The organism is Nostoc sp. DedQUE08 (assembly GCF_034530895.1).
Classification (GTDB): Bacteria; Cyanobacteriota; Cyanobacteriia; order Cyanobacteriales; family Nostocaceae; genus Nostoc.
In genome coordinates, this window is record NZ_JAVRCD010000031.1 from 34447 (window position 1) to 60667 (window position 26221).

Genomic DNA, 26221 nt, shown 5'->3' on the forward strand with positions numbered 1-26221 from the left:
CTTCTAACTGCTGTATTTGCACTTTTTCAACTTCCTCCACCAAAAACTTCGACATTAGCAAATACACAAACAGGTGAACCGTGTCCTACCGAAATGGCCTGATTTGGTTCTCCTTTACCACAATAAGGAGTACCATACATTTGCCAGTTTGTTGCATCTCCTACTTGGATTAAGCTATGCCAAAATTCTGGTGTTGTGGCGCGATAGTTAGGATTACGAAGGGTTTTGGTGAGTTTGCCGTTTTCAATTAATTTAGCGTACTCGCAACCAAATTGGAATTTGTAGCGGCGATCGTCAATTGACCAAGAACGGTTAGATTCCATGTAAACGCCGTGTTCTATCCCGCCAATAATATCTTCAAAAGTGCCGTTTAAAGGCTCTAAATTCAAGTTTGCCATACGATCGATCGCTGGTCGATTCCATGAGCAAGCACGGGCACAAGCAACTCCTGATACACCTGCTCTTGCTTGACTTTCCAGACTGCCTAAACCCCGTTGAAGTACTCCTTCTTTAACCAAGTATTCCTTTGTTGCTACAGCACCCGTATCATCAAAGCCATAGCTAGAAAATTCACCAGGCACGGTAGGATCAAAGGTAATGTTCATCAACGGCGAACCATATACTAGGTTGCCAAAATCACTTTTATTAACAAAGCTGCCCCCAGCATAGTTACGCTCATCTCCCAAAATTCGGTCAATTTCTAGGGGATGCCCAACACTTTCATGGATTTGCAGCATCATTTGGTCTGAGGCTAAAACTAAATTGGTACGGGTGGTTGGGCATTCTTCTGCTGTCAAAAGTTCTACTGCTTGTTCGCCTATTTGCCGCACCCGATGCCATAAGTTTTCTTGTTTTAATAGTTCGAGTCCGCCTTGGTAACAGTTTGCTTGCGAACCGTTATTGCTGCGCTGTTGTACAACCGCTCCATCTTGGGCAGTAGCTCCGTAATTTGTGCCTATAGATAGTATTTTTTGATAGACTTCTGAGCCATTGCTGCTAATAAACCAAGATTCTCGCTCAGTTGTGCTAGCACTGGCTATGGTTTGCACAATCTTGTCATCAACTTTGAGTGTTTGGCAAATACGAACCAGTAAATCGTTGATTTCTCCTGGACTCAGAGCATCCAATGGCTCAATAAATGGAGATTTATATTCACCAACGACTTTAGGACGCTCACTTTCACGGAAGGGATGTATCCACCATTCACTGGCTGCTAGTGCCTGTTTATAGGCTGTTTGGGCAGCGGCTTCTAGAGAAGACAATTCTAGAGAGTTAGTAGCTGCATAACCCAGACAGCCATTGACTAAAACTTCCAGCATGGCTCCAACAGTGAAGGATTTGCCATTTAGTTGGGGTAAGGCGTCACGGACTAAACGGGTAGTAGAAGTTTCCTTTACGGCTCTAATACCGATCCAATCTGCGGGAATATCGAAACTAGCGATCGCTTTTTTGAGTTCAGACCACATAAAGAATGGGGAATAAAGAATGGGAAATGGGGAATGGGGAATTTTCTACCTACTCCCCATTCTCCTCTAATTCCGGTGCCAGCGTGTGCCATCACGGCTATCAATTAGCGTAATACCTTCTGCTTGGAGTTCGTCACGAATGCGATCGCTTTCGGCAAAATTCTTGGCAATACGTGCTTCTTGCCTTTGCTGAATTTTCACTTCAATTTCTGCATCGCTGAAACCATTACTTGTTTGAGTTTCGGCTTCTATCTCGGCTTCTAAACCCAAAACTCCAGCTAAGGTAACGAGTGTTTGCCATTGACGCTGTAACTCATCTGCTGATGTTTCGGTTTTCCCTTCATGCACAAGAATATTTCCCTCACGGCGCAGTTCTTTGGCTAATTCAAACAGCACTGTTAATCCACCAGGAAAATTAAAGTCGTTATTTACAGTTTCTTGAAAGCGTTCAATATAGGGATTGGGTACTGGGTATTGGGTACTGGGTATTGATATATTCCCAGTCCCTAGTCCCCAGTCCCCAGTCCCTAAATCCCAGCCTAGTAATTTCCCGTATTGGTAGCCGAAGAGTAAACCTTCTTTAATGGTGTGCCAGCCATTGGTTGCTGCGGCGATCGCTTCGTCGGTAAAATCAATTGGTGTGCGATATTGAGCGGTCAACACGAACAACCGCACTGCCATCGGGTCAACTCCTCGATCCAGTAAGTCTCTAATAGTGGTAAAGTTGCCCAAAGATTTGGACATTTTTTCACCATCTACTTTCACCATGCCGTTATGCAACCAATAACGCGCTAAAGGTTTTCCGGTTACAGCCTCAGATTGGGCAATTTCGTTTTCGTGATGAGGAAAAATTAAGTCAGCACCACCAGCATGAATATCTATGGTATCACCCAAGCGATCGCGCACCATTGCCGAGCATTCTATATGCCAGCCCGGACGGCCTGCGCCCCACGGTGATTCCCAAGCAGGTTCTCCTGGTCTTGCTGCTTTCCACAAAGCAAAATCAAAGGGGTCTTTCTTTTTTTGGTATTCTGGATCTTCTACGTTAACGCGATCGCTTTTGCCAGCTTGCATATCCTCTAACTTGCGTCCCGAAAGTTTCCCATATTCAGAAAACTGCCGCACTGGATAATACACATCACCATCAGCAGGGTAAGCAAAACCTTTATTTTCCAACTCATGAATTAACCGCAAAATGCCATTCATAGTATGAGTAGCACGGGGATATTCATCAGCTTCTTTGATTCCCAATCGCGCCATATCCTCAAAATATGCTTTGATAAAGCGATCGGCCACAGCTTCCATTGAAGAATGTTCAGCACAGGCTCGATTGAGAATCTTGTCATCAATATCAGTAAAATTTTGGATATATCGCACTTCATAACCGATAAACTGGAGGTATCGGCGTACTACGTCCCAAACGATGCAAGCTCTAGCATGACCCAAATGGCAGTAATCGTACACCGTCACGCCGCAGTAATACATCTTAACCTTGCCTGTTTCGACTGTTTCAAACGGTTCTTGACGACGGGTGAGGGTATTGTAAAGGGTTAGGGTCATAACAGAGTAATGCTGAAATAGGGAGATACGTAATAATAGGGTAAGGCAGCTGGGATGACAGTCCAGCATCCCTATGCTAGTGTTTTCTGGACTATCTGCGCTACATTACTATTTTTTGACTATTTGATAACAGCGCTATGCAATCAGCAGTTACACCCGAATCTTCGGCAATGGATACGCCCAAACAAGGAATGCCAGTAACAATTATTACGGGTTTTCTCGGTAGTGGCAAGACGACTTTACTTAATCATATCCTCAACAACCAACAGGGGTTAAAAACCGCTGTTCTCGTAAATGAATTTGGCGAAATTGGCATCGATAACGAGCTAATTGTTTCCACTGGTGAGAACATGGTGGAGCTAAATAATGGTTGTATCTGCTGCACTATTAATAATGATTTAGTAGATGCAGTTTACAAAGTTTTAGAACGCCAAGAACATCTAGATTATCTAGTAGTGGAAACAACTGGATTGGCAGATCCGCTACCAGTAGCTTTAACATTTCTGGGTACAGAATTGCGGGATTTAACTCGCTTAGATTCGATTATTACCGTGGTAGACGCGGCTAATTACAGCCTAGATTTATTTAACTCTGAGGCAGCATACAGCCAAATTGCTTATGGCGATGTCATTGTGCTGAACAAGGCAGATTTGGTTGATGAAGCCACTTTGAACGAGTTAGAAAGAAAAATTAACGAAGTCAAGGAAGGAGCAAGGATTATCCGCGCTACGCGATCGCAAGTGCCACTTCCTTTAATTCTGAGTGTTGGTCTGTTTGAGTCAGATAAATATTTTGACACAGTGGTGGATGAACACGACCATCACGATCATCACGACCATGACCATGACCATGACCATGACCACTCAACATGCGGTCACGATCATCACGACCATGACCACGACCATCACGATCATCACCATCATTCTGACCATTTAGAAAATGATGGTTTTACTTCCATCTCTTTCCAAAGTGACAAGCCTTTTTCTATTAGGAAGTTTCAGTATTTCTTAGATAACCAGCTACCCTCAAATATCTTCCGAGCCAAGGGGATTATGTGGTTTGATGAAAGCCCGAAGCGTCATATTTTCCACCTTTGCGGTAAACGCTTCACCTTGGATGATGATGAATGGAAAGGCCAACTGAAAAACCAGTTAGTACTGATTGGTCAAAATTTGGATCGTGAGACTTTAATTAGTCAACTCGAAAAATGCATTTGTCTACCTTCAACCTCTCGCGGTAAAGGGTTTGGCAAATAAAAGTTAGAAGTTAGAAACTTACTACTCGTTCCCAGGTGGAACCTGGGAATGCATTCTCAATGGCTCCGCCATCAATTTTGAGCAATGGAAAATCGTTGTTTTTAGTTTTTATATATTGCTCTAAAATCAAAACGTTGATAAATGTTCTGATTAAAATGCGCGTTGTTATCCAGCGAGTTAAATCATCTCAAGTTACAGTGAATGATGAAATTGTCGGTAAAATTGGGCAGGGGCTAAATTTGCTCGTAGGTATTGCTAATACCGATACTGATGCTGAAATCGACTGGATGGTGCGTAAATGTTTAGAATTGCGGCTTTTTCCTGACGAAGGAGGAGACGACCGATGGCAAAAATCTATACAAGACATTGGTGGTGATTTGTTAGTAGTCAGTCAGTTTACCCTTTATGGTGACTGTCGTAAAGGTCGCCGTCCTTCTTTTGACCGTTCAGCGCCTCCCCAATCGGCAGAAGATTTGTATAATTGTTTTGTTAGTAAGTTAAGAGCTAGCGGGTTGCAGGTAGAAACAGGTAAATTTGGTGCAATGATGCAAGTTATCATCGAAAACGATGGCCCCGTAACTTTGTTACTTGAAAAAGAAGCAATTTAAGTATATACACTAAAAAGTGAATCACAGTAGCTTCTAGACTGTGGTGTTCTAATTGATGAGAGAATATTAAATTAACCATCAGCAAAGTTTAAATTCATTCATCATGGCGAAAATCCAGTTTTCTAGAGGTCTTGACGAAGAGGTAACTCCAGATGTGCGCTTGACGCGATCGCGTACTGGGGATAGTGGTACAGCGACGTTTACTTTTACGAATCCGAAAATTTTAGATCAAGGTACTACCGAAGATATTACCGGAATGTACTTGATTGACGAAGAAGGCGAGATAATTACCCGTGAAGTTAAAGCTAAATTTATTAACGGGAAACCGGAAGAATTAGAAGCATTTTATGTAATGAAATCTGCCCAAGAATGGGATCGCTTTATGCGCTTCATGGAGCGGTATGCTGAAGAAAACGATCTGGGACTGAGTAAAAATGAGTCATAGGGCTTAGGGCTTAGGGCATAGGGCATCGGTAATTGTCATGTTCAATGAATGCGCCATTTACCATGCCCAATTATCCATTATTAAAAGTTCATGAGTGACATATAATGCCACAACCCCATCCAGACTTGCCTGGAGTTTTAGTAACTTGTGCTGTGGTTACTGTCAGCGATACACGCACTTTGGAAACAGACAAAAGTGGCCAGCTAATTCAGCAGTTACTCCTTGGTGCAAACCATGCTGTAGGAGCCTACACGATTATCAAAGATGAACCAACACAAATTCAAGGGCAGATAGAAAATCTGGGCAAAAGCTCAAATTTGGATGCTGTAATTTTTAATGGTGGTACAGGTATTGCACCAAGAGATACCACCTATGATGCTATTGAGAAGTTACTAGAGAAAACTTTGCCGGGATTTGGTGAGTTATTTCGTTTTTTAAGTTATCAAGAAATTGGTTCGCGGGCGATCGCTTCTCGCGCTGTTGCTGGTGTTTATCAAGATAAATTAATCTTCTCGCTTCCTGGTTCTAGTAATGCTGTGCGACTGGCGATGGAAAAACTGATTTTACCCGAACTCACTCACTTGGTAAGTCAGGTTGCTAAGGGGGTAACATGAGCAGCCGTTCAAAAAGTTACCATGATAACTTTTGTAAAACTAAGCCATGAGGCACTGAAATCATCCTTTATCTACTTACATATTGAGGCTACCCAGAATTATAGTCAAACGAATGAAATATTAATACCAGATCAGTAATGGAACCTATTTACTGGAATTGCATAATTGCTCATAGCATTACTGCATTTTCATACTTTGGTATACCCATAGTAATAGGGGTTTTCTTTGGCAAAACTAAGGCAACTATCCCTCCTAAGTTTTGGCTAGCCTTTTTCTTATCGGGTGGATTCGTACTATTTTGCGGATTTCATCACTTTCTGGCAATCTTTGAGCCATATATGGCAGTTTCCCTGCTGCATTTAGGCGTACTTGATGTAATGGCGTTTATTTCTTTATCTGCTTTACTCTACCTAATGCCAACCGCTTATCAAATTGTAGAGGCGATCGCTAGATATCAAGAAGATACCCGCGAACTGCAACGTAGCCAGCAGATGCAACGGCTATTCCTAGATCGGGGCCCTTTTGCAGCATATATCAAAGATGAGCAATCTAGACTGCTTTATTACAACCAGGAAATACAGTCTAGATTTTCTATAAATTCACAAGAATGGTTGGGAAAAACTGATAGTGAATTCTTGCCAGATCCAGAAGAGGGACGGCAGGTTATGGAGAACGATCGAGTTGTTTTGAAGACTCTACGTCCTTTGAAGCTAATTGAAGAGGTAAAAGTATCTGGTAACAATCAGCCGTGCTATTGGCTATCGTTTAAGTTTCCGTTTAGCGATTACGCAACGGGCGCTTACCGTATCGGTGGGATCAGTATTGATATTACAGAATCTATAGAAGCACAGCGATCGCTAACTGACTTAAATCGGCAGCTAAAAGAAAAAACACTGGAATTGGAAGCAAAAAAACGAGAACTTATATATCTCTCAGATATGGCGGATATGCTTTATTCCTGTGAGTCTGAAGATGAGGTCTATCAAGTAGTAGCTTTAACCTGTTCCAAGCTGTTTCCTACAATGAGTGGTTGTATCTGTATAATTGCTAATTCCAAGAATTATGTTCAAATTAATAGGATTTGGGGAGATGAAATAAGCAGTAAAGAAATATTTTCACTATCTGATTGTTGGGCATTACGAAGAGGAAAATTCAATCTTTTATCGTCTCGGAATTCAGGATTAATTTGTAGTCACTTAATACAGCCAGTTAGCGGCGCACATTTGTGCGTTCCATTGTTTGGACAAGGCGAAATAGTTGGGATTTTACACCTCGACGCACTTGATGAAATCAGTCTAGAAGATCGACAAACTTCTGAGATTATTGCTAGAACATTAGGCATTGCACTGAATAATTTATCGATCAAACAACGTCTAACCCATGAAAACTTGCGGGATGGGATGACTCAACTATTCAATCAAAGCTATATGGAAAGCATAACGGAACAAAGGCTAGCTGAAGCTGAACGATTGGGACAACCTCTTAGTATTATTTTTCTTGATATCGATAACTTCAAATCTTACAATTCGCGCTATGGACACGTGACTGCCAACATTGTTCTCCAGGGATTAGCACAGTTACTGTTAAAATCTATTCGCTCCTTTGACATTGCTTGCAGATGGGGTGGTGAAGAATTTGTAATTGTCATGCCTAATATGACACTGGAAACGCTCAGAAAGCGAGTAGAACAATTAAGGCTAGATATTGAACAAATGCAATTGAAGGACGGCGATCGGCTCCTCGAAAGCATCACCGCTTCTTTTGGAATAGCTGTATCAGAACCAGGGATTACGGTTAAGGATTTTCTAAATCGGGCGAATCAAGCGATGCTTGAGGCAAAGCGAACAGGGAAGAATCGAGTTAGGGAATATGTAAATACTTATAATTGAAGAATAAAAAATTTAGAATACCTCAAGCAGTCAAACAATTTGAGATTTGAGATTTGAGATTTGAGATTTGAGATTTGAGATTTGAGATTTTACATTAGACTTCTTGCAGAAGTCGGGAAAAGGGGGAAAGGTTTGTTATTTTCCCTTTCCCCTTTAACCTTTTCCCACCTCTTGCAAAAATAACTTTTGCAAGAGGTCTATTGACTCTATGACTATCCTTTGCGCTTCAGTTGCCATAGAAATCAGAAACTTATAAATTTACTCTATAAAAAAACAACTCCCTGAAGATATGGGAGTTGTTTTTTATATTCAAGCAGTTTTTAAAACATTTAGAATGGAGCGATCGCTAAACAAATAGTAGCCAAAATAGCAGCGATTATATAAAATACTCCAACTACTTGTAATTCTGACCAGCCAGTAAGTTCTAAATGATGGTGTAAAGGTGCCATTTTCAAGAGACGTTTACCTTTGCCATCGGGGCCCTTCGTGGCTTTGTAATAACTTACCTGTGCCATCACCGACAAGGTTTCTACGAAGAATATACCACTGAGAATAAACAGACCTACTAAGCTGTTTGTTAATAGTGCTACAGCAGCTAAAGCTCCTCCCAGTGCCAGGGAACCAGTGTCTCCCATGAAAACGCGGGCTGGGTTGCGATTATGGGCTAAGAAACCTAAACACCCGCCACTTAAAGCAGCACAGAAAACCATCAATCCTGGTGCTGTTGGGGCGACTAAAGCACCTAAAGCCAAAAGTGCGATCGCTACTGTTCCTGCTGCCAAGCCATCAATACCATCTGTTAAATTAGTCGCATTACTTTCTGCAACTAGTACAAAACCTGCTAAAGGCCAAAATAGGAATCCTAATGGTAGTGTGAAGCTCACCCAAGGCAAAGCAATATTTGTAATATTAGAAGGTTGATTAAACATCAGCCATAGACAAAACATAGCCGCAAAACTCACCTGCAAAGCCAGTTTTGTTTGTGGAGATATACCTTTATTTGATTTCCGGCGCAGAATTTGCCAATCGTCGAGCCAGCCAATCAATCCATAGCTGATTGTCAAAGCCGAAACTGCAAGCACCTCTTTAGAAAAGTTAGACAATATGCAGGCAAGCAACACAGATACAGGTATAAAAAATATACCGCCCATTGTGGGAGTGCCTGCCTTTTTGAGATGAGCTTGAGGCCCATCTTCACGAATTATTTGTCCAGTTTTAAGTGCTTGAAGTAAAGGTATTACCCAATAGCCCACCAAACCTGAACCCAACGCACACAACAGTAATGGCAGAGTTAGCGACATACTTTGCCACGGTAGCCGATTGGCCATCGAATCCAAGAAAAATGCTGTTGTACCTAACCCTACGGCTAATAAAGAGGCTAGAGCGATTCCAGAAATGTTTAATCCTTGCTCAGGAGATAATTTAGCGTCCACAGAAGTTTCCCTTCACTCCACACTTATAAAATTGAATACCATTAACTAGGGATACTACCAAGTCCCTAGCCTGAAAAGGCTAATTCTCAGCGATTCCTATATCATCATCTTCATCATCATCGAGGTCGTAGCCAATTCCATCATCTACACCCATTAGGGAGTCTATTCCTTCTTCGTCAGCTTGAAAATCCGGTTCGTGAACGTCACGGGCGATGATGCGACCGTTGTTTTGTAACCAGTCCAACAAAGAGGACTCTGGCTTTAGGGGGATGACATCGGCTCGTTGGTTACGAGCTGCTTCACGTAATGGAGAGTTCAACATATCGAGTCAGGGCAAGAAAAGGTTTACGTAAGTTGACATTTAGAGTCTATCACTTGACACGGATTAATTTAGTTATCTTTTCAACCCTTTAGTTGATAAATCCGCATTCAGATAGAAATTTTTTTATTTAATAAGCATAAGGCTTAGTTCAAGCGATTCTTAGTAATTTTTATGGCTCTACATATATGTCATTAATATCTTGTTTATGCTGATGGAAAGTGAGTGATTTTTGAGGTGACAGGCGATGATGGGAAAAGCGGCTCTTATGGATGCGATCGCACTTACTAATCGCGGTCTACTGGCGACCGAAGAACAGAAACAAGCTATCTTAGCAGCGATCGCCAATTTAGAAGACTTTAATCCTACACCCCGTCCGGTGGAAGCTAGTAATTTGCTAGATGGCAATTGGCGATTACTATACACCACTAGCAAGGCTCTTTTAAACTTAGATCGTTTACCTTTATGTAAACTGGGTCAAATCTATCAGTATATCCGGGTAGATACTACCAGTGTTTACAACATCGCTGAGATTTATGGCTTACCTTTTTTAGAAGGATTAGTCAGCGTTGCTGCTAAATTTGAGCCAGTTTCAGGTCGGCGTATCCAAGTGAAATTTGAGCGTTCTATTATCGGCTTACAACGTTTAATAGAATACAATTCTCCGGTAACTTTTATCCAACAAATTGAAGAAGGTAGAAAATTTCCCGGAATTGATTTTGCCATCAAGAGTGACAAACAGCAAGGCTGGTTAGATATCACTTATATAGATAACGACTTACGGATCGGCAGAGGTAATGAGGGAAGTGTGTTTGTCTTAACTAAAACATAAGCTTTGCACAAATAACCTTTTGCGAACGAAGGTACGCTATAACGTGTACCTTGTCAAGTGGGGTCTAATACCTTTTGTAATTTTGGATGTGCTATTGAGTCGGGAGTGAAGAAGGGAATAGGGTACAGGTTACAGGGTACAGATTATTCCCTATCACCTTTCACCTGTAGTGAGTTCAAAAAATAGATCGGGGCGAGGAGGTTACAGGGTACAGATTATTCCCTATCACCTTTCACCTGTAACCTCTCCCTAATCCAATGCCCACTCCCCAATTCAGACAAATAACTTAACAAAGACTCTTGCTGCGACCTTGAGGTTGTAGAGTGAAATCAATTAGCCCTCTAGATTGGCGATTGATAACTAAAAGGGAAAATAATCATGGTTCAACGTGGTTCTAAAGTACGTATTCTCCGCCCTGAATCCTACTGGTTTCAGGATCTAGGAACTGTGGCTTCCATCGACCAAAGCGGCATCAAATACCCTGTAATTGTCCGCTTTGAAAAGGTCAATTACTCTGGTATCAATACCAACAACTTTGCCCAGGATGAATTAGTCGAGGTTGAAGCACCAAAGGCTAAAGCACCGAAAAAATAGCTGCAAAGCTACAAGGGAGTTGTTTGATGCGATGATGAAGGGTAGTCTTAAAGTCTGAAGTATGAAGTCTGAAAATTTCAGTTCATTCATTCTTTGTCCTAGCCTACCCTAATCTACGAGAGCCGCCCTGCGGGTATTTACGGTTTCTTTTGGGTAGTAATACGAGCTATCTACGGCTATGTAAGTTACTACCCCATCTTTTCTTCCTCGAACCCTCAAATAAATCACAATTGCTTGCTTAACTCAGCTTGAATGCCCGAACTGCCTGAAGTTGAAACAGTCCGAAGGGGTCTAAATCAATTGACCCTCAACCAAGAAATCACGGGAGGAGATGTGTTGCTCGATCGCACCATCGCCTACCCGTTTTCTGTTGGTGAGTTTGTTAATGGAATTAAAAATAATGCGTACCCCGGAGGGGTTGGCGCAGCCATCGCTACTTGGCATCGTCGCGGTAAATATCTCCTCGCCGAACTCTCCTCGTCTTCCGGCTGGCTAGGAGTTCATCTGCGAATGACTGGTCAACTATTATGGCTGGATAGAGATGAACCATTACACAAGCACACGCGAGTTAGATTATTCTTTGGCGATCGGCAAGAATTACGCTTTGTTGACCAGCGAACCTTCGGTAAAATATGGTGGGTTCCGCCTGGTGTTGCTGTAGAAAGCATTATCACTGGTTTGGCAAAACTGGCAGCAGATCCATTTTCACCCGAATTTACTGTTGAATATCTAGCAAACAAACTCCAAAACCGCCGCCGTCCGATTAAGACTGCGCTACTAGATCAATCGGTGGTGGCGGGATTAGGTAACATCTATGCTGATGAAGCATTATTTAAAAGTGGGATTTTACCTGAAACCTTGTGTATAAATTTGCAGCTAAAGCAAATTGAACGTTTGCGAACCGCCATCATTCAAGTGTTAGAAACTAGCATTGAGGCTGGTGGTACGACATTTAGTAATTTCTTAAATGTTAAAGGTACTAACGGCAATTATGGTGGTGTAGCCTGGGTTTATAACCGCGCTGGAGAACCCTGTCGAGTTTGTGGTACAGCAATTCAACGGATCAGGTTAGCTGGGCGATCTAGTCATTTTTGCTCCGAGTGTCAAACGTTGCGGGGAGTCATGAGACGGGATTAATTGCGTCTGTACAAGAGTTAGGAATTTTAACTCGAAACTCTTTTAAAATGCAGGTGAAAGACGTTACAAATTTGAGAGAGGAACTCATGGCAGTCAAAAAAGGAGATATGGTTCGCGCTGTGCGCGAAAAACTAGAAAACAGCCTGGAGGCTAAAGCCAGTGATGCTCGCTTTCCTTCTTATTTGTTTGAAAGCAAGGGCGAAATTGTAGACATCAAAGGTGATTACGCCTTGATTAAGTTTGGGAAAGTGCCAACACCTAATATTTGGTTACGTGTGGATCAACTCGAAGAATTTAAATAAGTAACAAGAATTCAGGAGTCAGAAGTCAGAATTCGGCATTTATTCTGACTCCTGAATTTTTGCTGAGAAAAATCGCATCTTAATTTATGTCTTCTTTCCCTAACTCCTCAATTATCTGTAATTTACCCCGTGTTACCATCGTGGGTGCGGGTAGGGTTGGCAGTACTTTAGCTCAACGCGTTGCAGAAAAAAATCTGGCAGATGTAGTTTTACTAGACATTATTGCGGGAATGCCTCAAGGTTTGGCGCTGGATTTGATGGAAGCTAGGGGAATTGACGCTGACTGATGAAGAAAGAAAGGGTTTGCATACTTCGGCTCGATCTGTGCGTCAAAATATTGAGCGATCGCAAGAAATCATTCGTAATTCGTAATTTGTATAAATATAGCAGGGGACAGAGAACAGGGAACTCTTAACAGGGAACAGGGCCGAAAGCCGCTTGTTGTCTAGGTTTTATATTAGGTTTATGTCCTAAACTACTTGGCGACAGCTATAGCAGCCAAAATAAAAGACAGTAGGTTCTAATCCCACTGCCTTATTTGTTATTCCAAAATTCATCACCTTATGAAAACCAATATCACCAGATTGGTTTTGCGTTAACGGCGGTAATCTTGATCTGCGGGGTCGCCGTAGGGGTCTTCGCTGGCTGGGCGGACATCACCAAATTCCCCTGTGTCTGCGGGGTCGCCGTAGGGGTCTTCACTAGCTGGGCGAACATTGCCGTAAGACGAGATATCTGCGGGGTCGCCGTAGGGGTCTTCACTAGCTGGGCGAACATTGCCGTAAGATGCTGGGTCTGCGGGATCGCCGTAGGGATCTTCGCTAGCTGGACGTACATTGCGATCGCGGAATTCGGCATCTTGATCGGCTTGATCGCTGTTCGATCCCAAAAGTAAGTCTTTCGCCTTTCGGAAAAATTCATTTACCATAATCTGTCTCCTGATTTAAGTTCGTGTTTCCGACGGGCGCGATCGGCGTTATCCTCCAGGAAACCCGCTTTGTACACACGCTTCGCCGATCTAGAGTGCTGGAGCTGCGGATGAAGTTATACCAGTTAGATCGCGACCTGTAGCACTCCGGTTATAGCCTTGGAATTCCCGATACTTTTGTGCTTCAGATTCCGGTACTCGAATTCCTTCTGCTGGTGGCGTTACCCAGTGAGCGCGATGTTCAGCATCACGGTAATATACACGTCCGTTCTTGGAAAGATAGTACTTACCTTGCGCTCCTTCTTGGGGAGCATTTTTATGTTGGTTGTAGAGGTAATAAAGTCCAGCAGCACCTGCCAAAATAGCAACTTTCTGTCCTGTAGACAAGCCCTTCTTCGCTTCGGTTTGGCGATCGCTCACTGTTCTACCGACGGTATCATCAACAGGTGGTGGTGCTGAAGCTTTTTGGGAACCGCCTCCACAGCTACTCAGCAAGGGTACCATTAGCAATGCCGAAAGCAGCACTGCAAATAGACGCGAAACTATTTTACGTTCTTTATATATTGTGTTCATTGGATTTCTTCATCACCTGTATTTGCTAAAAGCCTTGCTGTTGCAAAAACCAAGTTAGAAATCCTGTTATTTCACCTGGGATTGAAAAAACATATTTCACTTAATTTGTAACTGCACCAGCTACAGCGTTTCACTTTCATGATGATTGGTTTTTTCAAGTCTTCCATCCTGCCTTTGAGAGAAACTGCATTCATCCCAAAGAAATATATTGTTGATTTTTTCTAAATCTATTTAGCTGAAATATTCAGCAATTTCTCGGTTATTTTTTCTATGTAAATATCTTAGAAAGATACAGTTACTATGATGCTTTTTGTCAAAAAGTACACTCAATATGACATCAAAAAATACTAGCACTCGTCTTCTTTTGGCTTTGTGGGATTTGGGAGGAACGCAGCAGGAAGTTAAGAAGGGTCAACTCACTAAGCGAATTGTAGCCAAAAGCCAGAAGGTGGCAGATTATCAGGGCATATTCGAGGAATTACAGAAGCAGGGTGCGATCGCAATTTCCAAAAAGGGATATTCTCTGATATCTCCCAAGGGTTTAGAGGTATTGGGCGAGGGTTTGAAAAGTGGCGATTTTAAGTTTGAAGAGACAACTGTTAGCACTTGGGTGGCGAATGCATTGGTGAAGTGGATTAGTCAGATAGATGTTGCGGTAGTTGGTGCAGATGTACCAGTTAATGGGAAGAGTGCGTTAGCCGAGCTTTCTATTCGCGTAGCGTCTCGAAGAGAAGGAATCGCATCTTACGACGAGTTTAAATCTGTGGCGTTGGAAGTCTACGACAAGCTGAACCAAAACTATAACCTAGATGATCTTGTGCCAATTTATCGTATCAGGAGAGAAATAGGCGATCGGGTTAGTCGTGAAGATTTCAACACATGGCTGCTAGAAATTCAGGAGAAGGACATTTTGCAACTTCAGGGTGGAAGCATAGAAGATAGTGCCCCCGACAAGATTGAAGATTCTATTACTACTAAAGTCAGTGGATTGCGCTGTTATGCTAAACGCCTCAATTTTTAAACTAAGTTACTCGGTTTTTTCCCCTTTTATTTTTTAGTAATTATTTTCAGAAGATGCACAATCATGATTAATTCTTTCTCTTCATACTCAGACATCAACAAAGCTATTACAAGTCATAACCCATTTGATAGATCACTAGTAGTCAGAAATTATGATATCTGGAACCAAACTTTTCCTGATGTTCCTTCCATAAATGCTCATGCATCAGATGCTGTTTATCAGGCAATAGAGCAAATCAGCACAGGAAAACGTTCAGTTATTGGTATAACTATTAAAGCTGAAAAAGGACTGGGTAAAAGTCACTTAATGAGTCGGATTCGTCACCATATTCAGGATGAAGGTGATAGTTTTTTTGTCTATATGAGCGAAGTTGATTATGGTGACTTAAACAAAATACATTCTAAATTTCTAAACACATTGACATCTAGTCTAAAACAAGCTGGTAATCAAAGTGTAATGCAATGGCAAGAGATCGCAACTACTTTAGTCAATGAGGTATATAAGTCAAGCTACACTCCTCAAGAGTTAATGAAGCGATTTCCTGGCGTTTTAGCTCAACATCCCAAGATAGTTGATGCCTTGACTGCTAAAGTACTGAAACTTAAGTCAAATATTGAAAATCCTTATTTGATTCAGGCTATCCTATGGACACTTTCTTTAGATAAAGTTTCATTTGCAACTAATTGGCTTGCTGGCAGAGATTTAGCACAGTCACAAGCGGACTCTATGGGATTACCAAATACTAGCCAAGACGATAAAGAAGCTGAAGCATTCCAAACAGTATGCCAAATTTTAGACTTAATTGGTGATTACAGGACAATAGTCATCTGCTTTGATGAGTTAGAAAGCCTCAATTGTAATGAACAGGGTTTTACAAGAGCACAGGTTATTGCTCTGTTTGCAAAAGATATATACAGCAGAATTAAACGTGGGGTATTAATTCTAGCTATGTTCGATGAAACTTGGACGCAACAAGTTAAAGTTGTACCACAAGCAGATTCAGTTATTGATAGAATTGGTGAAAAGAAATTTGATTTAAGGCATCTTAATAGTGATGATGTAGTAACTCTTGTTTCACACTGGCTGAAAGATTTTTATGATACGAATAACTTAACTCCGCCTCATCCTGTTTATCCTTTTGATGAAAATAATTTACGAGAGCTTGGTAAAGAAAAACCAATAATTAGAAAGGTTTTACAGTGGTGTACAAATAATTGGAGTTTACCCGGTATTTTAAGACCACCAGTAGATCCAGCTCCACTACATAAAATTGAACAAGCTTTTAATAAAGAACTTGCAGCACTTGATAACACAATAGAAAATTACTTTGAAGACAGTAATACCATAGCTGATGCTATAAGTTTTTGTTTATTAACTCTGAAAGGCGCAACTGTAGAGAGAGTAAAAATTGATGAGGTTGAGGAAGTTATAGTCAAAAGTGTAGACAAAGGCTACCTCAACTTTAGAATTATTGGTAAGGAAGACGGAAGAGTTGTCAAAATAGTAGTAGCAGTTGTGCAAGAATCTAGCAATAAATTTGTAAGTGCTGCATTGAAAAGGTTAATAGATTATAAAAAATTTGATATGACTCGTGGCTGCTTAGTTCGTGCTAAAGATGTGAAACCTAATACGAAAGGAAAAGAACATTTAGATGAACTACTTTCTAAAAATTTAGGAGGAGAATTTGTAAAGCTTAATATTGAGGATATTAAGCCTCTTTTAGCTATTTTATTTGTTAAACAAGCTTGCAAAGATTATGAAATTAGTGAAGAGGAAATTTCTCAGTTTATAGTTAAACACAAAATTGCAGTTGATAACTACTTAATACGTGAAATTCTAAGCGATCCATCTGGTCAAATTCCCAGTGGCTTAATAAATGAGGAATGTGTTGCTGAAACTCAGCCTATACAAAATCAAAATGTAACCAAACAACTAGATGATATGCTTGATAATTTAATGATTAAACTTGGTTTATGAGTAATCTAATTTTGCTCAATACTGCCTTATGTCTACCTTCTCCCGATGTTGAAGGTTTGCTACAGGGTCGAATAATTATAGCTCTACCCCGGACATTTATTCATCCGGGGCGTTCCTTTGCTCTCTATCCGTCTGAAAACTCAACCAATGTGTTACCCAATGAAGAATACTACAAGTCAAATTTATTGACGGTTACACAGAAAAGTATTACTCAAATAAGTTCGGAAACAGTTTGTATTCAATCTTGGGGTAAGTGTGAACTGTGCCAAATCGTAAATAACTCAGAATCGTTAAAAGCTTTGTCACAATTAAATATTTGGACAACAAAAGGATTACAAGAGATTTTGCTGCAAAGGAAGCATATCTTTCTTGCTTATTTGCGTGTCTATTTGTTGTCTGAGCCAATTGAAATAGCTGTGAATCCACAAAGCCAGTTTATAGGTTTACCTGATCCGTTGAAGGTATCTGTTGATTTACCAGTATTGAACGATCGCACCTTCGCCCAACGCAAACGCCAATTAGAAAAGCTAGAACCCCTGCTACATCCTGAACTAGAAGAATTGCAGAGTGCGATCGCATCCCTAACCATTAGCCAACCAGCAGCTAAACAATTAGACGACGATATCAAACTATTTTTAGGTTGGAGTAGCGCTCATTCTAATCAAAGATTTGATTCAGATTTAGTTTGGATTAAGAAGATTGCTGATGTAGGCAATTCTAGTGATGGTAATGAATTTGAGAGGCTAGTTCGTAGAAGTTTGATAAAACTAGGATTTTCTTGTTCTAACACTAATCCTAAAGCAAACCTAGACCCTGACAAATTAGGAGGCGCTGGAGGAGTAGATTTTTATTGTGAGTATCCTTATCCAGTAGTAGGAGAATGTAAAGCTACCAAAAGTGAAAATGTTCCCAGTAAAACACCGGGACAACTAATACAACTAGGTAAAAATCATCTTCAAGAAAAATATGATAGTTGTCTCAAGATAATTGTGGCTGCTGGTGAATTAACTTCTGATGCTCTTTTAACTACTAAAAATAATCAAATGAGTGTAATTCGTCCTGAAACATTACAAAAGTTAGTTGAACTGCAAGTACACTACAAAAATTCTATCAATTTGTTAGAACTAAAAGAGTGTTTGCAACAACCTCCCTTTGGTTTAGCTGAAGATAAAATTAATACTTATATTTATAAAGTTGAACAATCTATAAAGTTGCGATCGCACATTACCCAGCTTGTCAAAAACTATTTAGAAAATTCAGGTATAGAATCTGCTGGTGTTGAAGCTCTACATGGTGCGTATTTCGGCTCACATCCGCCACAGCGAATACAAACACCAGAAATGCACGAAATTCTGATTGAGCTTTCCTCACCTTTAACAGGCTATTTAGGACGAATTAAAGGTAGTGATTGGAAGAGCGATCGCTTTTACTTTCTCCGCAATTTACCTATTAACTAAAGATAGTGAAATAAGTTTATTTTTTACCTATGCTTTATCTGTGTATTTGCTGTTCATTTAAAAATAACTGCGATCGCAGTTATCCTAAAGTTAATATACCAGCCTGATAATTCACCACCAACGGCAGAATTTTTAGCCATTCTGAGCCTAACAATACTTCCGTAATTTCATTGCCCACATAAACGTTAATTTCATACTCTTCTTCGTTTAATATCACCTTGCCTAAATAAATATCAAATCTTGATTCTCCCTTAGCAGTTCGTAGAGATTCCTCACCAATATAAAACCAGTCTAGACCCTCTAAATCTTGTTTATTAATAGCGAGAAAGCCTGTAAAACCAGTATCCAACATAGCATCTACAGACAAATCTAATCCGTCAGATGTAATCAAATCAATTTCAAAAAATAGTTGCCCATTATCTCCAAAGTCCCCCTGAATCATATTGTGCCAGTTGTTCCCGTTTCATTTAAACAGAATACACAATGTCTACTATTTGAGTATTTTTCAAGGGATTTTTTATGAGCTTGCATTTTATCCACATCAATTAAGTAATCACCACTATTTGGCTCTACTGCAATATACCAGCCGTAGTGTTCCTTAATCAAATCGGGACGTACACGCTCAAAAATTTCCCGACAGCGATGATAAAATGCCTCATCTTCAGCTTTGCGTCTAGCAAGTTCTTCGGGTGGTAAAATTCGTTCTGGAAAGATTCTGCCTCGACGTGCAGGTTGTTTTGCAGTTGATTCAGCCATAGTAATTAGCCCTATTTGTTAATGCTGTCTTAACTTTATTTTACAGAAATATAAAGGCGAGTACAATCTATCTCTTTTCTTCTCTCTGCCTTCTCTGCGTATTGGCGGTTCGTTTAAAAATAACTGAAGTGCGATCGCATTTATCTTAAAGTTGAGATACAAACCTAATAATTCACTAACCCCATTTTTTAGTGCTGCCTTAACTTTAGTTAATAGGAAGATACAGGCGAGCGCTGGGACTTTCTATGTAATTTTATTATTTAGATGGCTATAAAAAAAACCTCAATTAACCTCTTACCTTCTCTACAATACGCTATACTTAGCTTTATTCTCCGTAGAAATATGCAGTTTTTTTCAAAATAGCTAAACTACAGATTGCTTTACAATTAATTACTTCATGAATAATTAATACTATTTATTGACTTAATTTTATTTTATGAGAAGCAATAAAAATCTTAGTTGCAACCCACCACAAGGCATCGCAATCTTTCATCTTTTTCTCAGTAACTATTATTTATAGTTACAAACTTTACAAAAATCTTATACTTAACTACTGTGTAACTTCATTTACATGAGATAAAAATTTAGTACTGTCGAAGAAACACATTATACTTACTACACTGGTGTTCATTAATCATAAACCTCTACCAAGTTTACAACTTAGGCAAGATGACCCATGTATTATCAAATTTGGAATTTCTTTCTTAAAGAAGATAAATACATTTATTGGAAAGAAAAAATAAAATTTAACAAAAACTTTGACAAAGTGACATGGCAAAAGATTATTGATTTCTTGTCACTAGTAGAGCAAACTTTCCAGTTGAAAAGTCAACTAGCAGAAACAGATAGCCTTGAGCCGTTTCTCAAGTTAGCAAGAGAAAACGGTTATAATTTGACCGCAGAAGAACTTGCCTGGTTTCTAGTTACGAGAAGACAGATTTGGGATCTTTTCGATATTGCCCAAAAAACGCCATCTCTCAAAGAAGAATTACTAATAGCTAAAGAGCCACAACAGTTCATCGACATCGCTGCCGAAAATGGCTATTACTTTTCTATAGATGAGTTAGCATGGCTGTTAATTGACATCAAATCATCATCAGATTTAGTATCTATTAACAACAGCGTTGGAGAAATTCTCACAGTATCAAGCTACGGCAGAATTGAAACAGGATACTGGATTTGGCTAGCAGAACATTGGGGAATCGTGCCACCATTTTGTCATCGGGATAAACCCAGCACTTTCTTATGTCAAAATCTCAACAATCCTTTTTTACCCGATCGCTGTTTTTTACCCAAGAGTTACTTTAATCAACGCCTGATGGCAATTCATAATTAAAATAATTCGTAATTAGGCAAAGGAAGAGAAGAAAGCAACATTTAGACGAACGATATTGAGCGATCAAACTTAATTACGAATTACGAATTACGAATTACGAATTACGAATTACGAATTACGAATTATACAGTGAAGCATCCTAGACAGAAGATATATCTTCTATTTAGGATGCTTCACAATAAAAAATTGTTGTTGAGACAACAATTTTGGACAAAATCTAAGATTTAGATTAGAGCTATCAGCTAGCAGAAACGGTCAAACTACCGGGTTTCTGAAGATTGCCTTGTAAAACTACACCCCGCTGATTGGCATGGATGTGACGCAAAATCTTGTAAATTGCCTCAACTTGGTCTGATGCGCCTGCCTTCTCGGCGAGTTCGTCAAGAGAAAGGGGAGTTTTTTCTTTTTGTAGTACTGCTACCACTCGTGTTTGCAAATCGAGAATAGAGGCGGCAGCTTTTTTGCCAGCTTCTACTCCTGGTTGATGGTAGGCGTTGACGTTGACCAAACTAGCATATAAACCAACAGCACGTTCATACAAAGCAATTAATGCCCCTACAATTCGGGGATTAACTTGGGGAATCGTGACTGTAATGGAATCGCGGTGATTTTCATAAAGCGCTTGTCGGGTTCCTTGGAGAAAACCGGAAAGATAATCGCCTGATGTAACTCCTGGATCTATTTCAGTGGATGGGCCTTGACGATCTTCCAACACTTCGATGAAGGTAGCAAAGAAATTCGCTACACCCTCGCGTAACTGCTGGACATAAGCGTGTTGATCTGTTGAGCCTTTGTTGCCATAAACGGCGATACCTTGATGGACAACGTTGCCGTCTAAATCTTTTTCCTTACCCAAGGATTCCATCACCAGCTGTTGCAAATAGCGACTGAATAAAAATAAGCTGTCCTTGTAAGGTAGAACAACCATATCTTTTTCGCCCTTTCCATTGCCTGCAAAGTACCAAGACAAAGCAAGCAAGGCTGCTGGGTTATTTTTTACATCTGGGACGCGGGTAGCGTCATCCATTTCTTTTGCACCATCTAGCATAGCGCGAACATCAATCCCCTGTAATGCCGCTGGTACTAGCCCCACAGCAGACATTTCTGAGGTGCGTCCTCCTACCCAGTCATACATCGGAAATCTGGCCAGCCAGCCTTCATCTTTGGCCAGCTTATCGAGGTTGCTATCAACACTGGTAATAGCTACCGCATATTGGGCAAACTCCAAATTGTGTCCGGCATAAGCTTTTTTAACTTCAATCATGCCGTTGCGAGGTTCCGGTGTTCCCCCAGACTTCGAGATCACCAATACCAAAGTGCTGGCGAGGCTATTTCGGAGATGATTGAGAACGCGATCTATACCTGCGGGATCGTTGTTATCGATAAAGTGAATTTTCAGGGGCGGGAAATCAGGAGCGAGAGCTTCCGCGACAAATTGGGGGCCGAGAGCGGAACCACCAATGCCAATGGAGATAATATCCGTGAAGCGGCTTGCTCTAGGAGGATGGATAGCACCTGTTTGGACTTTTTCCGCAAAGGCTTCGATTTGTTCTAGAGTTTGAACTATTTCTTGTGTAAGTTCTGGAGCTGGTGCTAAATCAGGATTTCGCAGCCAGTAGTGTCCAACCATGCGGTTCTCGTCAGGATTTGCGATCGCACCCTTCTCTAGTTGAGCCATATCCGCAAACGCCTTGTCAAACTTCGGCTGCAACGATTCCACAAAGGCATCATCGAACCGTATCCGACTCACGTCTAAGTACAGTCCCAATCCCTCGTGGAAATATAACCAGTTTTGGTATCGTTGCCAAAGTGCCCTAGCATCCATAGGGAAATCTCAAATAAAGTGTTTTTCAAAAACCAGTTTAATGTAAGGTTATAGCGATCCCTGCCTAGCCTTATACAGTTTACAGTTTTCAGTGTTCCTTTGACCGTGCCAATTTTAGATTTTAAATTTTAGATACTTCGACTCCGCTCAGTACAAGTTTTAGATTAAAAATTATTTCGGTTGATGCCCCGCACTTCTTTACCAGACGCTACCGCAAACGTGCCAAGAAAGCGAACGTAGGTGGAACAAATCCAAAATCCGCAATTCCAAAATCCAAAATTGATTGACTCTTGACTTTAAACATCTGGCATAGGGATGACACGCAGAAATTTCACAATTTCACCCCTAATTTCTATACCAATTAGATAATTGTCTAGGGTGAAGCGGTGAAAAATGCCTTCACTATCAAGCTGTCGCAGTTCTTTTAGATCGCTCAACTGCCACTTTTGGGCTAACTCAATAAAAACAAAATCATGTACCCGCTCGTAGGCGGCAGGTTCTAAATTCTTCAGGTCTAGCAAAAAAGACCTGGCATAGCGCATTTCCAGACTCACTGGGCGTTACCTTCACCAAAACTTGAGGGGCCACTGGCACTAGTACCGCTTTGCGTAATTCGTAATTCGTAATTCGTAAGTCGTAATTCGTAATTACTATTGCGTAAGGGTTTTAGACATTTCAAATGGGTGGCTTATTTACGCCAAACTTATGCTATCAAAAGCGCTGCTGAATCAGAAAAACATCAACAGTCTGATCGCTTCTTCATGGGTTAAGATATCCCACGGTTGCTGCGATCGCTTGACTTTTTGTATCGCTTTGAGCATATAAAAGTCATAATGTAAAGCTTCAAGAACATTCCAAATGTCTTGCAAATCGTCATCGCCTAATTGCTCAATTAAGTGATGCATTCTAAGTCGCAGCAAATTCATACGTCAATTATTCCCTACCACCAAACACCAACAATAAATAGTATTCCCATAAAATTAGCTACGCTCAAGCTACGCTAAAATTTATTCGCCCGACGAGGGGGGCAGAGGGGCAGGGGAGCAGGGGAGATGAGGGGACAAGGAGATAAACAAAACTCTTAACTCCTAACTCAGCACTCAGCACTCCTAACGCCCAATGCCCAATGCCCAATTCCCAATTCCCAAATAATTTAATATGGTTGACTATCTCATTTTCTTAGCAATTTCTACGGCGCTTTTTGCTCTATTCGCACTAGGACTGAATTTACAGTGGGGCTTTACGGGATTAATTAACTTTGGTCATATTGCTTTCATGACTCTGGGAGCATATACAACGGTATTGTTAAGCTTAAAGGGCGTACCCTTACTTGTATCAGCACTGGTTGGGGCAATTGTCGCTGCTTTGTTGGGTTTGATAATTGGTTTTGTAACTCTCCGCTTACGAGAAGATTATCTAGGAATTGTCACCATTGGTACGGGCGAATTAATTCGTTTGGTGGTAAATAATCAGGAATTACCTGTGGGTGACACTTGGGTTTCTGGGGCGTTTGGTGTGCAAAGTTATCCCATACCCCTATCCACAGAACCAAGTTTGTTTGTCAGATTAATAATGATTGGGCTTTTAACGCTACTGGCTGCTGTCACTTTCTTTACTTTGTGGCAATGGATTCGCACCACTCAAATATCTCGAACTACTGATTTGGGCAAAAGGACGACTAGCAAGCAAGAATTTGCATCACGCTTGGGTGTGGGAATTGTGTTAGCACTTTTGGCGGCAGCGATTTATATTTCTGGGGTAATCGGATTGTATAACTACAACCCAAAAGCAGGTTTAATGCTGGTGTTGCTTTTGGTTTTAGCATTTGTATACTGGCGCTTAGAAATTTTGGTGCGATCGCCTTGGGGTAGAATTCTCAAAGCTATCCGCGAAGATGAAGAAATTCCCAAAGCGCTGGGAAAAAATGTCTTTTGGTATAAATTACAATCTCTCATGTTAGGCGGTGCGATCGCGGGTATCGCTGGTGCTTTCTTCGCTTGGCAACTGGGAGCCATTTACCCTGATAATTTTCAACCGCAGATCACCTTTGACACTTGGATTATGGTGATTTTAGGCGGTTCTGGGAATAATGTGGGCACAATCTTAGGTGCGGTAATTTTCTTTGCTTACGATGCACTAACGCGGGAAGTCTTACCCCGAATCGTTACCCTTGATGAAGCGCGTTTGGGTGCATTTCGGATCATGGTAATCGGACTAATTTTGATGGTACTGATGATTTGGCGTCCTCAAGGTATCTTAGGGAAAAAAGAGGAACTCACCCTTGGTAAATAACTATTCATCCCCACTTCCCCTTTTGGCAGCCACTGGACTTTCTAAAAGCTTTGGTGGTGTCAAAGCAGTTAATGAGGCCAGAATCGAAGTTGCTAAAGGCAGCATTACGGGCTTGATTGGCCCCAATGGTGCTGGCAAAACTACTTTATTTAACTTACTCTCAAACTTCATCCGCCCAGATAAGGGACGAGTGATTTTTGACGGCGAACCGATTCACAATTTGCAACCATATCAAATCGCGCAGCAGGGAGTAATCCGCACCTTTCAGGTTGCACGGACTCTCTCGCGGTTATCGGTGTTAGAAAATATGCTGCTGGCGGCGCAAAAACAAACGGGTGAAAATTTTTGGCAGGTGCAGTTGCAACCGCACATCGTCGCTAAGGAAGAAAAGCAATTGCAAGAGCGGGCAATGTTCCTGTTAGAGTCAGTAGGCTTGGCCAAAAAAGCACACGATTACGCAGGTGGCTTGTCTGGTGGACAACGCAAGCTGCTAGAAATGGGGCGAGCGCTGATGACTAATCCCAAGTTGATTTTGTTGGATGAACCGGCGGCTGGGGTGAATCCGAAACTGATTGATGATATTTGCGATCGCATTATCACTTGGAATCGTCAAGATGGCATGACCTTTTTGATTATCGAACACAATATGGATGTGGTTATGTCCTTGTGCGATCGTGTTTGGGTACTTGCCGAAGGGCAAAATTTAGCTGACGGTACGCCAGCAGAAATTCAAACTAATCCCAAAGTTTTAGAAGCTTATTTGGGAAAATAGAGTGTGATTGACTTTCTGTTTATGCAATGTATTTAGCGATCGGACTTTGGACAAATAAAAGTACATAAATACTGTGACTTGTCCAAAGTTAAAGTGAACACTATTAATGGTGTTTAGATTAGAGTAATCGCTAAACAATTTCAAGTTAATTTTTTTGACTGAATCAGCATTCGGGGTGAATCAGAGCTTTATTTTTTAATCTTCGTTATTTTCTGCAAAATTTACTTGCTCATAAAGGTCGCGCAATTCAATTTGAAAATCAACCGTTTGCAGTGATAAAATTGCAGATTCATGTTCAAGTTCAGTGAATGACCATTGACTTTCCGCAGTTTTTACATATTGCATCACATGATACTGATATTGGTCAATTAAAATATATTCCTTGAATTCGGGAATAGAGCGATAATAAAGAAACTTATCGCCTTGGTCATAATTTTTAGTCGATTTAGATAAAACTTCAGCAATTAACATCGGGTTCATAACCGTTGTTGTGCTGGTTCCTGTATAAATAGGTTGTCCCTCAATCACCATCACATCAGGATATGTATGTTGACGATAACGGGGTATCCATAAACGCACATCACCAATATAAACATCATAATTTTTACGCCTTAAAGTAATTTTTAAGGATGCAGCTAAATTTAAAGCAATTTTATTATGATTTGTAGTGCCACCCGTCATCGATACAATTTCTCCATCACGGTATTCGCTTTTATATTCTGCTTTTTCTTCAAGTTCTAAATACTCTTCAGGTGTATAAGAAAATTTTTGTGTTTCTAACTGCATAAAAATACAACCTATGATTGTGCGGTTTGCTCATCTCTCATAT

The 26221-nt window shown here is 40.7% G+C and carries 27 protein-coding genes and 1 pseudogene; 16 read left to right on the top strand and 12 right to left on the bottom strand.

The annotated features are described in order from the left end of the window. Nucleotides 1-26: 26 nt before the first annotated feature. The gene (locus RMY64_RS20485) at nucleotides 27-1466 is read right to left on the bottom strand and encodes a TldD/PmbA family protein (RefSeq protein WP_322690232.1); all 1440 of its coding nucleotides are present in this window, start codon (nucleotides 1464-1466) and stop codon (nucleotides 27-29) included. 66 nt (nucleotides 1467-1532) lie between these two features. Beyond that, entirely contained in the window at nucleotides 1533-3026 is a 1494-nt protein-coding gene (gene cysS, locus RMY64_RS20490; protein WP_322700963.1) for a cysteine--tRNA ligase, read from the bottom strand. A gap of 137 nt (nucleotides 3027-3163) precedes the next feature. Between cysS and RMY64_RS20495 the strand changes: the two genes are divergently transcribed. The 5 genes from RMY64_RS20495 to RMY64_RS20515 all read left to right on the top strand — a co-directional run bounded on the left by RMY64_RS20495 (nucleotide 3164) and on the right by RMY64_RS20515 (nucleotide 7838). Beyond that, the gene (locus tag RMY64_RS20495; RefSeq protein ID WP_322683602.1) at nucleotides 3164-4282 is read left to right on the top strand and encodes a GTP-binding protein; all 1119 of its coding nucleotides are present in this window, start codon (nucleotides 3164-3166) and stop codon (nucleotides 4280-4282) included. A gap of 155 nt (nucleotides 4283-4437) precedes the next feature. Then, nucleotides 4438-4890 carry a D-aminoacyl-tRNA deacylase gene (dtd, locus tag RMY64_RS20500; protein ID WP_322674941.1) on the top strand — a complete coding sequence of 151 codons (453 nt, stop codon included), beginning with the start codon at nucleotides 4438-4440 and terminating at the stop codon, nucleotides 4888-4890. Between the two features lie 103 nt (nucleotides 4891-4993). Beyond that, nucleotides 4994-5335, top strand: a complete 342-nt coding sequence (psb28, locus tag RMY64_RS20505; RefSeq protein ID WP_322674906.1) for a photosystem II reaction center protein Psb28 — start codon at nucleotides 4994-4996, stop codon at nucleotides 5333-5335. A 101-nt stretch (nucleotides 5336-5436) separates the two neighbouring features. After that, entirely contained in the window at nucleotides 5437-5949 is a 513-nt protein-coding gene (locus tag RMY64_RS20510; RefSeq protein ID WP_322683632.1) for a MogA/MoaB family molybdenum cofactor biosynthesis protein, read from the top strand. A 137-nt stretch (nucleotides 5950-6086) separates the two neighbouring features. After that, on the top strand, nucleotides 6087-7838 hold the full coding sequence (locus RMY64_RS20515; RefSeq protein ID WP_322700964.1) for a diguanylate cyclase: 1752 nt from the start codon (nucleotides 6087-6089) through the stop codon (nucleotides 7836-7838). Between the two features lie 329 nt (nucleotides 7839-8167). Here the strand turns inward: RMY64_RS20515 and mraY are convergent, their stop codons facing one another. Next, on the bottom strand, nucleotides 8168-9271 hold the full coding sequence (gene mraY / locus RMY64_RS20520) for a phospho-N-acetylmuramoyl-pentapeptide-transferase (protein ID WP_322674904.1): 1104 nt from the start codon (nucleotides 9269-9271) through the stop codon (nucleotides 8168-8170). A 79-nt stretch (nucleotides 9272-9350) separates the two neighbouring features. Next, a complete protein-coding gene (locus RMY64_RS20525) occupies nucleotides 9351-9593 on the bottom strand; it encodes a DUF3134 domain-containing protein (RefSeq protein ID WP_322700965.1) in 243 nt (80 codons plus the stop codon). A 244-nt stretch (nucleotides 9594-9837) separates the two neighbouring features. On the opposite strand from RMY64_RS20525, the gene RMY64_RS20530 reads away from it, so the two are divergent. The 5 genes and pseudogenes from RMY64_RS20530 to RMY64_RS20550 all read left to right on the top strand — a co-directional run. Next, nucleotides 9838-10422: a PAP/fibrillin family protein gene (locus RMY64_RS20530; protein WP_322700966.1), complete on the top strand. Its 585-nt coding sequence runs from the start codon at nucleotides 9838-9840 to the stop codon at nucleotides 10420-10422. Nucleotides 10423-10800: 378 nt separating this feature from the next. Beyond that, a complete protein-coding gene (locus RMY64_RS20535; protein WP_094349537.1) occupies nucleotides 10801-11016 on the top strand; it encodes a photosystem I reaction center subunit IV in 216 nt (71 codons plus the stop codon). Nucleotides 11017-11268: 252 nt separating this feature from the next. Next, entirely contained in the window at nucleotides 11269-12153 is an 885-nt protein-coding gene (locus RMY64_RS20540) for a DNA-formamidopyrimidine glycosylase (RefSeq protein ID WP_322674901.1), read from the top strand. Nucleotides 12154-12239: 86 nt separating this feature from the next. Beyond that, nucleotides 12240-12455: an NAD(P)H-quinone oxidoreductase subunit O gene (locus RMY64_RS20545; RefSeq protein ID WP_322663474.1), complete on the top strand. Its 216-nt coding sequence runs from the start codon at nucleotides 12240-12242 to the stop codon at nucleotides 12453-12455. Between the two features lie 86 nt (nucleotides 12456-12541). Next, nucleotides 12542-12733, top strand: a pseudogene (locus RMY64_RS20550) (lactate/malate family dehydrogenase); the annotation flags it as partial. 317 nt (nucleotides 12734-13050) lie between these two features. On the opposite strand, the gene RMY64_RS20555 reads toward RMY64_RS20550, so the two are convergent. Both RMY64_RS20555 and RMY64_RS20560 read right to left on the bottom strand, forming a co-directional pair. Continuing rightward, complete coding sequence (locus tag RMY64_RS20555) at nucleotides 13051-13383, bottom strand: translation initiation factor (protein WP_322700967.1); 333 nt, start codon at nucleotides 13381-13383, stop codon at nucleotides 13051-13053. A 90-nt stretch (nucleotides 13384-13473) separates the two neighbouring features. Next, nucleotides 13474-13956: a hypothetical protein gene (locus RMY64_RS20560; protein ID WP_322674976.1), complete on the bottom strand. Its 483-nt coding sequence runs from the start codon at nucleotides 13954-13956 to the stop codon at nucleotides 13474-13476. A 331-nt stretch (nucleotides 13957-14287) separates the two neighbouring features. Between RMY64_RS20560 and RMY64_RS20565 the strand changes: the two genes are divergently transcribed. The 3 genes from RMY64_RS20565 to RMY64_RS20575 all read left to right on the top strand — a co-directional run bounded on the left by RMY64_RS20565 (nucleotide 14288) and on the right by RMY64_RS20575 (nucleotide 18411). Continuing rightward, nucleotides 14288-14977, top strand: a complete 690-nt coding sequence (locus tag RMY64_RS20565) for a hypothetical protein (RefSeq protein WP_322674977.1) — start codon at nucleotides 14288-14290, stop codon at nucleotides 14975-14977. A 63-nt stretch (nucleotides 14978-15040) separates the two neighbouring features. After that, nucleotides 15041-16954, top strand: a complete 1914-nt coding sequence (locus RMY64_RS20570) for a P-loop NTPase fold protein (RefSeq protein WP_322674978.1) — start codon at nucleotides 15041-15043, stop codon at nucleotides 16952-16954. Then, a complete protein-coding gene (locus RMY64_RS20575) occupies nucleotides 16951-18411 on the top strand; it encodes a DUF1802 family protein (protein WP_322674979.1) in 1461 nt (486 codons plus the stop codon). The genes RMY64_RS20570 and RMY64_RS20575 overlap by 4 nt, the downstream gene beginning before the upstream one ends. A gap of 79 nt (nucleotides 18412-18490) precedes the next feature. Here RMY64_RS20575 and RMY64_RS20580 read toward each other — a convergent pair whose 3' ends face one another. Both RMY64_RS20580 and RMY64_RS20585 read right to left on the bottom strand, forming a co-directional pair. After that, nucleotides 18491-18853: an aspartyl protease gene (locus RMY64_RS20580; RefSeq protein ID WP_322674980.1), complete on the bottom strand. Its 363-nt coding sequence runs from the start codon at nucleotides 18851-18853 to the stop codon at nucleotides 18491-18493. Then, nucleotides 18850-19167: a hypothetical protein gene (locus tag RMY64_RS20585; protein ID WP_322674981.1), complete on the bottom strand. Its 318-nt coding sequence runs from the start codon at nucleotides 19165-19167 to the stop codon at nucleotides 18850-18852. Before RMY64_RS20585 ends, RMY64_RS20580 begins: the two co-directional genes overlap by 4 nt. 676 nt (nucleotides 19168-19843) lie before the next feature. Here RMY64_RS20585 and RMY64_RS20590 point away from each other — a divergent pair. Further along, entirely contained in the window at nucleotides 19844-20503 is a 660-nt protein-coding gene (locus tag RMY64_RS20590) for a Nif11-like leader peptide family natural product precursor (protein ID WP_322674982.1), read from the top strand. Nucleotides 20504-20741: 238 nt separating this feature from the next. Here the strand turns inward: RMY64_RS20590 and RMY64_RS20595 are convergent, their stop codons facing one another. The 3 genes from RMY64_RS20595 to RMY64_RS20605 form a co-directional block, all read right to left on the bottom strand. Then, nucleotides 20742-22328: a glucose-6-phosphate isomerase gene (locus tag RMY64_RS20595; protein ID WP_322700968.1), complete on the bottom strand. Its 1587-nt coding sequence runs from the start codon at nucleotides 22326-22328 to the stop codon at nucleotides 20742-20744. Nucleotides 22329-22624: 296 nt separating this feature from the next. Continuing rightward, complete coding sequence (locus tag RMY64_RS20600; protein WP_251959737.1) at nucleotides 22625-22882, bottom strand: cytotoxic translational repressor of toxin-antitoxin stability system; 258 nt, start codon at nucleotides 22880-22882, stop codon at nucleotides 22625-22627. Between the two features lie 174 nt (nucleotides 22883-23056). After that, nucleotides 23057-23254 carry a hypothetical protein gene (locus RMY64_RS20605; protein ID WP_322640603.1) on the bottom strand — a complete coding sequence of 66 codons (198 nt, stop codon included), beginning with the start codon at nucleotides 23252-23254 and terminating at the stop codon, nucleotides 23057-23059. A 232-nt stretch (nucleotides 23255-23486) separates the two neighbouring features. Between RMY64_RS20605 and RMY64_RS20610 the strand changes: the two genes are divergently transcribed. Next, the gene (locus tag RMY64_RS20610; protein ID WP_322674984.1) at nucleotides 23487-24620 is read left to right on the top strand and encodes a branched-chain amino acid ABC transporter permease; all 1134 of its coding nucleotides are present in this window, start codon (nucleotides 23487-23489) and stop codon (nucleotides 24618-24620) included. Further along, nucleotides 24610-25392 (top strand): ABC transporter ATP-binding protein, encoded by a 783-nt coding sequence (locus tag RMY64_RS20615; protein ID WP_322663497.1) that lies wholly within the window; start codon nucleotides 24610-24612, stop codon nucleotides 25390-25392. Before RMY64_RS20610 ends, RMY64_RS20615 begins: the two co-directional genes overlap by 11 nt. A 195-nt stretch (nucleotides 25393-25587) precedes the next feature. Here RMY64_RS20615 and RMY64_RS20620 read toward each other — a convergent pair whose 3' ends face one another. Next, a complete protein-coding gene (locus RMY64_RS20620) occupies nucleotides 25588-26178 on the bottom strand; it encodes a Uma2 family endonuclease (RefSeq protein WP_322690221.1) in 591 nt (196 codons plus the stop codon). Nucleotides 26179-26221: the final 43 nt, after the last annotated feature.